Here is an 11,007-nt window from a genome sequence, read left to right on the forward strand (position 1 = left end):
GTGGCCGAAGACCGCTGTGGCGTCCTGGAGGTAGGGCTTGTCTGCCAGGATCAGGTTCTTGAACGCGTCAAAATGGTCCTCAACCGTGTTCCGCGACTTATACAGTTCGTAGATCTCCTGCGGGTCCGCCACGATCGAGGAGAGGAGCATGATCCTGCCGGCGCGTTTCATGCGCTGGTTCAGCGTTTCCCGGTCGATCTGACCCACTTCCAGCAGGCGATAGAGAGTCTTCTTCTCCTCAATCTCGAGATCGGCATCCTCGTAGAGGTAGAGCATCAAGCCGTTGACTTCGCGTTTGCCGGCACGAATGAGCTGTTTGCGGTAGAAGAAGTGCTCGGTGAGATGGATCCTGGTTGCATACCGGGCGTTGTTACGGCGCTGGAGGACGACGAACGGGATCTTTCCTTCCTGCAGGAGCGTCTCGTTTGCCTCTGAGACGGTTCTCCGGTCGAGGACGAGCGTTGTCCTTGCAGTATCGCTCCCGGCGAGGGATGCGATGAGGGTAGCGGCGTCCCCGACCGTTCCCGGCAGGATCCGGAACATCGTGGGGAGGCGGGTATCCGTTGCGACGGAGAGCGCGATGTTGATCTGCCGCAACCAGACGTTATCAGTATTATTGCTGAATTCGCCGAGGTTGAAGATGTCCGAGCAGGAGAAGACAAACGAGAGGTCGTAGACGAACTGGTGCGCCTGTGTGGAGAGGTGCCGGAACATCGCCTGCTGGGCGGCATGATCGCTGCCGATTGCAGGGAGGACCTGAGAGAGAGCGCCAAGATTACAATCCGGCGTAATACCGAGGACGTTGTCGAGTTTCCCCCAGGTGTCCCCAACCCTCGCGAGCGGGGTGTACACGGCGGTCCGGGTAAAGGTGAGTGCGACGATCTCCTGCCAGCAGGTGGGGAACGCTTCCCGGAGAACGGGGATCAGTTCACCGAGTTCCTCTGCCATCAGGGCGGCATTTCCGTGTTCATAAACACTGCGAGGTTGTAAAGAGGTGCCCGCGCGCCTTGTTCCTTTGGCGATGAGGCCGTGTTCTTTCGTGAGCCGCCCGAGGTAGGTGCTCACCTTCTTCGGTGATCTGGTCGCCCGGTCATAGACGCTCGTTGAGCGATAGACGTACGGTTTGCCCTGGATCTCCTTGATCTCGATGCATCTCTCGCCCTTTTGCCGCTGCTCTTTCAACCATGTACGGACCCACTCCTCCATATGATATAATATTAGGGATTATACTCCATAAAGATATTTCTATCTTGAACCTTCAAAAGCCAAAATGGGGCGAATATTGGCCACTATATGCCCTAACTGCATGAAATCCGTGTTTAGTCCCTCACTGCACCTCATTCCTGAATTACTGAATAATTACCGCGGATGAGCGAAAAAGCCTTGAAATGGCGTTATAATTCGCGGTGTGATACAGAACATAAATTATATATGTCTCGCTCAGCAACTGGGAAACTATGTCGGTTGATCATCCGGTCGCAAAAGTGTCGATCGGGCAGGTATCGATCGGCACAGGTCCATGAGCATTGCTCGTGAGGCCCGCGTGAACCTCCGGTTCACGAGATAGCCTAATGGATGGATATACTATGGCGAAAAAAATTAAAGGACTTGCAATGCGCAAGATCGGCGAGATCGGATGGATTGAGAAGGAAGCACCCAAGTGCGGCCCGCTTGATGCACTGGTGAAGCCGCTTGCAGCTGCACCGTGCAGCTCCGATATCCACACCGTGTGGGAGGGAGCGATCGGTGAACGCACTGACATGATCCTTGGACACGAAGCTGTCGGAGAGGTCGTCGAAGTCGGTTCAATGGTGAAGGACTTCAAGCCCGGCGACCGCGTTATCGTCCCGGCGATCACTCCCGACTGGATGTCCCGCGAAGCCCAGGCAGGATTTGCGACCCACTCCGGCGGCATGCTCGCAGGCTGGAAGTTCTCGAACTTCAAGGACGGTGTCTTTGGCGAACTCTTCCACGTCAACGAAGCAGACGGAAACCTCGCGATTCTCCCGGACTCCATCCCGGTAGCAGAAGCAACCATGATCACCGACATGGTCCCGACCGGTTTCCACGCAGCGGAACTCGCTGACATCAAACTTGGTGACACAGTCTGCTGTATCGGTATCGGCCCTGTCGGACTGATGAGCGTTGCCGGTGCAAACCTGATGGGTGCGTCCCATATCCTTGCGGTCGGCAGCAGGCCGGATTGTGCCAACGCAGCACGGGGCTACGGTGCAACCGACATCATCAACTACAAGAACGGCGACATCGTCGAGCAGGTTCTTGAGAAGACCGACGGCAAGGGTGTCGACAAGGTCTGTATCGCAGGTGGCGACGTACACACCATGGAGCAGGCAGTCAAGATGGTCAAGCCCGGCGGAAAGATCGGGAACGTCAACTACCTCGGCTCGGGCGACTACGTCTTCGTTCCGCGTGTCGACTGGGGCTGCGGTATGAGCCACAAGTTCATCCACTGCGGTCTGATGCCCGGCGGCAGGCTGCGGATGGAGAAACTCGCAAGCCTCGTTGAGACCGGTAAGCTCAACCTCTCCCCGATGCTCACCCACCGGTTCAAGGGCTTCGACAAGCTCGAGGAGGCTCTGCTCCTGATGAAGGAGAAGCCAAGAGACCTCATCAAGCCCATCGTCGTGATCGAAGAGTAACTCACTATTTTTGAGTTGCTCTCCATTTTTGAAGCCACCTCTCTGGTGCGCACGCCGCAAGCAGGGGAGATAACCTGCTTCGCGCTCCCCATTTTCCAGAATTGCCGTAGAGCGCAGCCCGGAACCCGTCTCTCCCCCCGGGGTCTCGAAGCAGCCCCGCACCGGACGTGAGACGGCGTCCCTTCAGGCAAACCGACGGATGCCCGCGAGCGGCGGGAGGACCACCGCCTCGCCGTCGACCTCCACCACCGGCTGCAGGCTGCCCGCATCAACGCGGTGAAGGATGGGCGAGAGGAAGTCCCGGCCTCGCGCGTAGTTCACCACGACGCCGGGAGAGAGCGGATTGAAGGCAGGCATCACGATGAGGTCCTTCCCGTCTGCCGCCCTCTCGCCATAGAGGAAGCAGGGGAACCGGGCCATATCGATCTCGATCGCCGGGTGGTCGTGGCCGATGACCAGCGCCCCGTGGTCGGCGACCTCCCGGTCGCCGTGGACCACCGTGTAGCCACCGCGGTCGTAGCGCTCGACCGTTCCTCCTGCGATAGCGGGGAGCATGGTGTCGTGCGATCCGCGGACCAGAACGACCTCGCACTCCGCCCGCAGGGTCGCAAGGACCGTCGAGAACGTCTCCCGCACGTCCCGGCTCACCCGGTCGAAGGAATGGAAGATGTCCCCGTCGAGAACGAAAACCTCCGGCCTGAACCGCTCCAGGATCGTCTCGAACCGATCGAGCAGTGTCTCCTCCTCGTGGAGCGGGAAATGGAGCCCCTGCCGGTAGAGCGTCTCGGCAAGCCCGATGTGGACGTCGGAGACGACGCAGAGGCCAAGGTCCCGGACGTAGAGGGCGCCCTTGTAGAAGCCGAACCGGGAAAGGATGTCGGCCTCGGCGACCGCGTTCATGCCACAGCCCCGTCTTCGATGCTGGTCATCACGCGGCGCTGGAACTCGCGGAGCATCGTGAGCCGGTCCTGCGCGTAGACCGCGTCGGAGACACCGAGCGTCGCGATCCCGAACGCCAGCGGGCTCGGGGACGCGGTATGGGTCAGGACGACCTCGATCCCCCCGTCGGCGATCCCGTCGACAATCCGCCGGATGTTCTCCGCCTCGAACCGGTCGTCGATCACCTCGCGGTAGGTCTCCCGCATCACGGCGAAGTTCGGCAACCGTTTTGCAAACGCAATCAGCATATCGGCGCTCACCTGCTGGCGGCGGGCGCTCCTCTTGCGCCCCATGTAGTTTTTGAGGATCATGAACGACCGGGCCGCGTTGATCCGGAAGACCCTCTTTTCAAGCTGGGTGCCCTCGACGGCCGCCTCGAGGACCTCCCCGCACTCGTCGGCCCGGATGCCCCGGAGGATGCGGGCGGGATCGGCTCTCTTCTCAAGTGGTATCGAGACCAGAAAGCCGGTATCGCTGATCCCGACCGAGACATTCGTCGTCACGTCCCGTGCAATCATATAGGCGACGATCCGGGAGAACCCATCGTTGAACCGCAGCCCGTAGTTGGTCATAAAGTAGTAGAGGCGGCGGCGGTTCTCCCGGTCCACCTGCTCCTCGACGACGATCCTGTCCGGCGTGGGGACGGCTTCCTCCCCCAGGTAGAGGACCTGCTGCTCGAAGATCGCGCATATGCTCCGGGCGCTATTCTCGTCGATCGGGTAGTCGGCAAGGAGCACATCGACGATCTCCTCCGTTGCAGACGTCTGCATCGCGCGAAGCATCCTCTCCTTGAACCGGAGGACGTGCAGGCCGAGGTCGAACGAGAGCGGGAGCTTCTCCGAGAACCAGCTCGGTATCGTCGGGCGGTCGCCTGTCGGGTCGACGTAGAGTTTCCCGCCCCGGCGGTAGGCGAACTTGTAGCGCCGCCCTCCGAGGACGAAGACGTCGCCCTTGTTCATCCGTTCGAGATACTTCTCGTCCAGGGTCCCGGTAAAGACCCCGTCCCGGGTGAGGACGTCGCAGGAGAACTCGTCCGGAATGGTCCCGGAGTTTAAGAAGTAGATCATCCGGGCGTTCCTCCCCCGCTTTACGATCGTCCCGGTTGCCGGGTCGTGCCAGATCTTGGCGTAGATGTGCCGCTCCTCGAGCCCCGCATACTCCCCGGCGAGGTAGCGGACGACGCTCATGAGGTCTTCCTCTTCGAGGTTACGGTAGCAGTGGGACCGGCGGATGACCGCAAGCATCCCGTCGATCTGCTGCTCCCCCTCGAGGGCCATCCCGAAGACGTGCTGGGCAAGGACGTCGAGGCAGTTCTCCGGTATGTGGATCCGGTCCACGAACCCATCCTGCCCCTCCTTGAGCATCACCGCGCACTCCACGAGCTCGTCACGGTCGAGGACGACGATCCGCCCTTTCACCACCTCGCCGAGGCGGTGCCCGGCCCGCCCGACCCGCTGGAGGAGCGCTGCCACGGACTTCGGGGACCCGACCTGGAGGACGAGGTCGACGTGGGGCATATCGACCCCGAGTTCGAGCGACGTCGAGGTCGTCACCACCTTCACCTCCCCGGCCTTGAGCCGCTCCTCGACGAGGAGCCTCCCTTCCGTCCCCATCGAGCCGTGGTGGCACCCGGTGTTCTCCTCGGTGTAGCATTCCGGGTAGCGGACCCGGAGGTTGTGGAGGATCCGCTCGGCGCCGTTTCTGGTATTCGTGAAGACGAGGGTGTTGTTGTGGGCCTGGATATGGTGGTGGATCGTCGCGTAGAGGTGCCGCGAGAGGTCTTCGGGCGTCGTCTCGATCAGGTCGGGAACCGGGCAGAGGAGCGCGAGGTCGAACTCCCGCGCGAACCGGGTATCCACGATCTCGACCTCGCGCCCGGCGCCGACGAGGAACCGACCGACCTCGTTGAGAGGCTCGATCGTCGCCGAGCACCCGATCCGGGTAAACCCGCCGCCGGCCTCCTTCACCAGTCTCTCCAGGCGTTCCAGGCTCACCGAGAGGTGGACACCGCGCTTCGAGCCTGCAAGGGAGTGGATCTCGTCGACGACGACCCACCGGACCGTCCTGAGGCTCTCGCGGAACTTCGGGGAGTTCAAGAGGATCGCGAGGGTCTCGGGGGTGATGTTGAGGATGTGCGGGGGTTTTCGCGCCATCTTCGCCTTCTCGGCCTTCGATACGTCGCCGTGCCGGATGGCGTGCCGGACCGGCGTCTGCTCGACCCCGCGCTCCCGGGCGATCTCCCCGATCCCCTCGAGCGGCAGACTGAGGTTCTTATGGATGTCGTTTGCAAGCGACTTGAGCGGCGATATGTAGAGGCAGTAGACGCTATCCTCGAGCCTTCGGGTCCGCGCCCGGACGAAGAGGTCGTCAATAATCGCAAGAAATGCCGAGAGGGTCTTCCCCGATCCGGTCGGCGAACAGACGAGGACGTTCTTCCTCTCGTGAATGAGGGGGACTGCCATCCTCTGCGGCGGCGTGAACCGCCCGTTCAGTTCTCGTATGCACCATTCCCGTACACTCTCGTCGAGGAGACCGAGGATCTCCTCGTCCGAATGCTCTTCCTGCCCCGCCGGCCGAGTTTCCATCTTGTCACCTGTTGTTGTCCCTTGAGTCCCACCGTGCGCCCCCTGCATAGCGGTGCGGGGGGCGGCAGGCACACGTAATCCCTGATCTGCCTCATCGTGCAGGAGCATTTACCCCAATTTAGCGCTACGGTGCAACACAGGCGAGAATAGTGCCACATATGAGGATTTTAACGGCAGATATTCGCGCCCTTCACCCGAGTCATCACGCTGAATTTTGTATATATTTGCAATAATCATCAATAGCCTTTTGCGTTGCCCGGGATGATCGAGCAGAATGGTTGATGAATAATATCCTGAATACACTCCAGTATTTTGCAGTCCGGGCACAATTATGCCGATATTTGATCCCGGCAGCCGCCGGCACCCGGCCGCGGCCGCCCTCGCTTTTGAGAAACGCCTCTCCAGGACTTTTCAGTCATTGAGGGTTCTCGCCGGCGGCTGATCCGGGTCCCCGGAAATGTTCCGCACATCGGCGTACCTGAGATATTCTAATGTATCTTCTCGTGAAACGTAACAGAGGAACTACGATGACAAATCACCCGGTTAAGAACATGATGCGGTTGATGTCGACCAAGATCAGGACCATCGCGGATGTGATGTCCGACGAGCAGATCGATGCATTCTTAAACGAGATCCTGAACGCAAACCGTATCTACACTATGGGCGCGGGGCGCTCTGGGCTGGTTGCAAAATCATTTGCCATGCGCCTGATGCACCTCGGCCTCTCCTCATTCGTCGTCGGGGAGACGGTGACCCCGGCCATGAAGCCGGGAGACGTCATTATCGTCTTCTCCGGGTCCGGCGCGACCAAGACAATCGCGGATATCTCCGAGACTGCAAAGGAGATCGGCGGACGGGTCTCCCTCATCACGTCGAAGAGGGAGTCCCGGATCGGGCGTATCGCTGACTGCGTCGTCGTCATCGAAAGCCAGCGGGATAAGGTCGCCGACGAGTCGGCCGAGTTCGAGATCCGGCAGATGATGGGCGAGCACAAGTCGTTTGCGCCGCTCGGTACCATCTTCGAGACGACCGCCATGGTCTTTGCGGATGCAATCATATCCCGGTTGATGGAGATCACCCAGTGCCGGCCCGAAGACCTTCAGTGCCGACACGCGAACATTGAGTGAGGAGATTATGAGCGAACACAGGTATGCCGACCGGGTCCGGTCGGTGGAGATGTCGGGCATCCGGAAGCTCTTCGATGCCGGGGGGCCGGATGCAATCAACCTCGGTATCGGGCAGCCGGACTTCGATACGCCCGACCACATCAAGATGGCCGCGATCGTCGCGATACGAGAGGGAAAGACGGGTTATACCCCGAACGCCGGGATCCCGGAACTTCGCGAGGCAATCTGTGAGAAGTTCGAGCGAGAGAACGATCTCGCCTACCGGCCGGATCAGGTCCTCGTCACGGCAGGGGGGAGCGAGGCGCTCCACCTCGTCATGGAGGCGCTCGTGGATCCGGGCGACCGCGTCCTCGTCACGGATCCGGGTTTTGTCTCCTACGCAGCCCTCGCGGCGTTTGCCGGCGGGCGGGCGGAAGGGGTGGGACTCGATGCGACCCTGCATATCGACGTCGAGCGGGCGAAGGAACAGATGGACGGGGCACGGGTCTTCGTCCTGAACTCCCCCGCAAACCCGACGGGCGCCGTCGAGAGCGAGGATTCGATCCGCGCCCTTGTGGAGTATGCAGGCGATCGGAAGGTCACGGTCATCTCCGACGAGGTCTACGAGCACTTCGTCTACGAGAAGAAGCACGTCAGCGCGGCCCGGTTCGGCGAGGACGTCATCACCGTCAACGCCGCGAGCAAGACCTACGCCATGACCGGCTGGCGGGTCGGCTACCTTGCGGCACCGGAGGACTACATCCCCGAGTGCCTGAAGATACACCAGTACGCCCAGGCGTGTGCGACGTCGATATCGCAGTATGCCGCGCTCGCCGCTTACACCGGCGACCAGGAGCCGGTTGCCCGGATGCGGGAGGAGTACCGCGCCCGGCGCGACCTCCTCTATACGGGGCTCACCGCCCTCGGCCTCGACTTCCCCCGGCCGGAAGGCGCGTTCTACATGTTCGTCCCGATGAGACAGGCGCTCATCGAGAAGGCCGTCGCGAACGGTCTCGTTGTCGTGCCGGGCGGAGCGTTCGGCTCGCGGGCACCCGATCACGCACGCTTCAGCTACGCGACGTCCCGGGAGACCCTCGCCCGGGCTGTCGAGCGGCTCGGGGCTCTTATGGAGTGAAGGGAATCATGGTCAAAGAGTTACTCAGGAAGCTCTCAGACGCCCACGGCGTATCGAGCAGCGAAGGAAACATCCGGGATATCATCCGGGCCGAACTTGCCGGGGCGGTCGACGAGATCCGCGAGGACACGATGGGCAACCTGATCGCCACAAAACGCGGCGACGACTTCTCCATCATGCTCGCCGCCCACATGGACGAGATCGGCCTGATGGTCCAGTATATCGATGATAAGGGGTTCATCCGGGTCGTCCCCATCGGCGGGTGGTACGGACCGGTGCTCTACTGCCAGCGGGTGATCCTGCACGGGAAGAACGGGCCGGTCATGGGCGTCCTCGGCGCGAAACCCCCCCACGTCATGAAGGACGAGGAGCGCAAGAAGGAGATCAAGATCGAGAATATGTTCGTCGACGTGGGCGCAACGAGCGAGGAGGAGGTGAAGAACCTCGGCATCGAGATCGGCACCCCGATCACCATCGACCGCGAGTTTGCGGACCTTGCCGGCACCCGCATCACGGGCAAAGCGTTCGACAACCGGGTCGGCGTCGCGATGCTCATCCGGGCCCTGCAGCAGGCGAAGTCGCCCCACACGATCTACGGCGTCTTCACGGTCCAGGAGGAACTCGGGCTGAAGGGCGCGAAGGTGAGCGCATACTCCCTAAACCCCGACTGCGCGATCGCGACCGACGTCACCATCCCCGGCGACCATCCGGGGATCGAGAAGAAGGACGCGAGCGTCGAGATGGGCAAAGGGCCGGTCCTCGTCATCGTCAGCGCGAGCGGCCGCGGGCTCATGGCCGATCCGCGGATGACCGCGTGGCTCCGGGAGACCGCCGGGAAGAACGGCATCCCGTGCCAGCTCGAGGTCGGGACCGGCGGCAACACCGACGCGACGATCATCCACCTCGAACGGGGCGGTATCCCGAGCATCCCATTCTCAATTCCCGCCCGCTACATCCACTCGCCGGTCGAGGTGGTCGACACCGCCGACGTCGAGGCCGGGATCCGGCTCCTGGTCGAGGCGCTGAAGAGCAAGCCCGCGCTCTGATACACCCCTCTTTTTTGAGACGCCTCTGGCAGAAAGGGCTATGGCACCCCTGCACACTGCGGGGTATGAGCGCTGGATTCCTGGGAGAGATCTTCTTCGGCAACCCTGCCTTCCTGGGGCGGGTCCTGATTGTCGATATCCTTGCGTATGTGGCCCTCGTGATCATCGTCCTCTTATCGGGAAAAGGAACGTTCTCGTCGATGAACCCCTTCGACTTCATCGTGAACGTGGCCATCGGCTCGATCCTCGCCTCGACGATCGTCTCGCGGGACGTCTCGCTTGCGGAAGGGGTCCTGACCCTCGGCCTCCTTATCGTGCTGCAGTATATCATCTCCTGGTCGTCCGTCCGGTCGGAGAAGGTGCAGAAGGCGGTGAAGTCAGAGCCCCGCCTCATCTTCCACGACGGAGAGTTCCTGTATGATGCGATGCGGCGGGAGCGGAGCGTCGCAAGCGAGGTTCGGCAGGCGTTACGATCGGAAGGAATTGGTTCTCCCGGAAGCGTGTAGTCAATCGTCCTCGAGACGAACGGAAACCTCTCGGTGCTTACGAAGAGCAAAAGCGACGGCACGGGATCGCTCACCGATGTGCGGTAGGGGTCCGCAGGTGATGATCGGGAAAAAGGTGCCCAAGAGATGGGCTACAGCCCCGGACACATTTCGGTTCATGGTGCAGTATTTTCTCGTGTTCGCAGGCCGTAACCGCCCAGGTCTGTGAACCTGCTGCATCATGTTGATGTGCCTTCTGGTTGAACCCCCCTCTCAGGCAAGATCCCCCATAGCACTGAACGTATATAATTTTTATCCACCAATTATGAATAATAATTTTCCTGGGTTTAATGACCATAAAAGCCTTTCTGCTCCCCCCGATGGCCTTACTCTTCTACTACTATGACCGTCACCGGGCACGAGTCGGCAGCCTCCACCACGCAGTCGGCAAGGTCGTCGGGCACCTCTCCCTGTGCAGGGTCGTTGTTGACCCGGTACTGCTCAACGATCGAACTCAGGCCGTCGTTTGGGTCCTGTTCAAAGACGTCCGGGCAGAGCGTCCAGCAGGACTCGCAACTGATGCAGCCCGGCCTGTCGATGGTAACTTTCACCACTCTCATACCTCCGTTCTGCGTCGGGAAGGACCGTCCTGTATGTTAAAGGTGACGGAAGCGGACGGTCCCCAGGGTTCTCCGGGAGAGCGGCCCACCGTCCGGCACTCCGTGCCGGGACACCGGCAAGGTATATCCCCCGCCCGGCCGGATCTATGAGGAGCCATGCAGAACACAGCCTGGATAACCCTCTTCTTCGCCGGCCTCCTGGAAGCAGGCTGGGCGCTCGGCCTCAAGTATACCGAAGGGTTCACGAGAGTTGCGCCGTCAGTGGCGACCCTCGTCGTGATGGGGGGCAGCATCTACCTCCTCTCGCGATCGCTCTCCGGCCTCCCGCTCGGGACCGCGTATGCAGTCTGGACGGGGATCGGGGCGGTCGGGACGGTCATCGCCGGGATCGTCCTCTTCGGCGAGTCGCGGAGCGCCGGCCGCCTCCTCTG

The 11,007-nt window shown here is 61.3% G+C and carries 10 protein-coding genes; 6 read left to right on the forward strand and 4 right to left on the reverse strand.

All coding sequences use genetic code 11. From position 1 onward, the window contains the following. Positions 1–1,206, reverse strand: a 1,206-nt coding sequence (locus PLN84_RS11360) for a transposase (protein WP_348532083.1), incomplete at its 3' end; no start/stop codon positions are given. Positions 1,207–1,586: 380 nt separating this feature from the next. Between PLN84_RS11360 and PLN84_RS11365 the strand changes: the two genes are divergently transcribed. After that, complete coding sequence (locus PLN84_RS11365; RefSeq protein WP_292385738.1) at positions 1,587–2,660, forward strand: NAD(P)-dependent alcohol dehydrogenase; 1,074 nt, start codon at positions 1,587–1,589, stop codon at positions 2,658–2,660. Between the two features lie 183 nt (positions 2,661–2,843). On the opposite strand, the gene PLN84_RS11370 is transcribed toward PLN84_RS11365, so the two are convergent. Further along, positions 2,844–3,560 carry a metallophosphoesterase gene (locus PLN84_RS11370; protein WP_292385735.1) on the reverse strand — a complete coding sequence of 239 codons (717 nt, stop codon included), beginning with the start codon at positions 3,558–3,560 and terminating at the stop codon, positions 2,844–2,846. Further along, entirely contained in the window at positions 3,557–6,184 is a 2,628-nt protein-coding gene (locus tag PLN84_RS11375; RefSeq protein WP_292385733.1) for an ATP-dependent helicase, read from the reverse strand. The genes PLN84_RS11370 and PLN84_RS11375 overlap by 4 nt, the downstream gene beginning before the upstream one ends. Positions 6,185–6,711: 527 nt before the next feature. On the opposite strand from PLN84_RS11375, the gene hxlB reads away from it, so the two are divergent. From hxlB to PLN84_RS11395, 4 genes are all read left to right on the forward strand, one after another. Next, on the forward strand, positions 6,712–7,311 hold the full coding sequence (gene hxlB, locus PLN84_RS11380) for a 6-phospho-3-hexuloisomerase (protein ID WP_292385731.1): 600 nt from the start codon (positions 6,712–6,714) through the stop codon (positions 7,309–7,311). Positions 7,312–7,318: 7 nt separating this feature from the next. Beyond that, positions 7,319–8,425 carry a pyridoxal phosphate-dependent aminotransferase gene (locus PLN84_RS11385; protein WP_292385729.1) on the forward strand — a complete coding sequence of 369 codons (1,107 nt, stop codon included), beginning with the start codon at positions 7,319–7,321 and terminating at the stop codon, positions 8,423–8,425. A gap of 8 nt (positions 8,426–8,433) precedes the next feature. Then, positions 8,434–9,471, forward strand: coding sequence for a M42 family metallopeptidase (locus PLN84_RS11390; protein ID WP_292385727.1), 1,038 nt, complete (start codon positions 8,434–8,436; stop codon positions 9,469–9,471). Positions 9,472–9,536: 65 nt separating this feature from the next. Further along, entirely contained in the window at positions 9,537–9,977 is a 441-nt protein-coding gene (locus tag PLN84_RS11395; RefSeq protein ID WP_292385724.1) for a YetF domain-containing protein, read from the forward strand. A gap of 365 nt (positions 9,978–10,342) precedes the next feature. Here PLN84_RS11395 and PLN84_RS11400 read toward each other — a convergent pair whose 3' ends face one another. Then, a complete protein-coding gene (locus PLN84_RS11400) occupies positions 10,343–10,576 on the reverse strand; it encodes a ferredoxin (RefSeq protein ID WP_292385722.1) in 234 nt (77 codons plus the stop codon). A 156-nt stretch (positions 10,577–10,732) separates the two neighbouring features. Between PLN84_RS11400 and PLN84_RS11405 the strand changes: the two genes are divergently transcribed. Further along, positions 10,733–11,007 (forward strand): SMR family transporter (locus PLN84_RS11405; RefSeq protein WP_348532084.1); only part of this gene is annotated, 275 nt, incomplete at its 3' end.

This window comes from Methanoculleus sp. (assembly GCF_035363275.1).
Taxonomy (GTDB): Archaea; Halobacteriota; Methanomicrobia; order Methanomicrobiales; family Methanoculleaceae; genus Methanoculleus.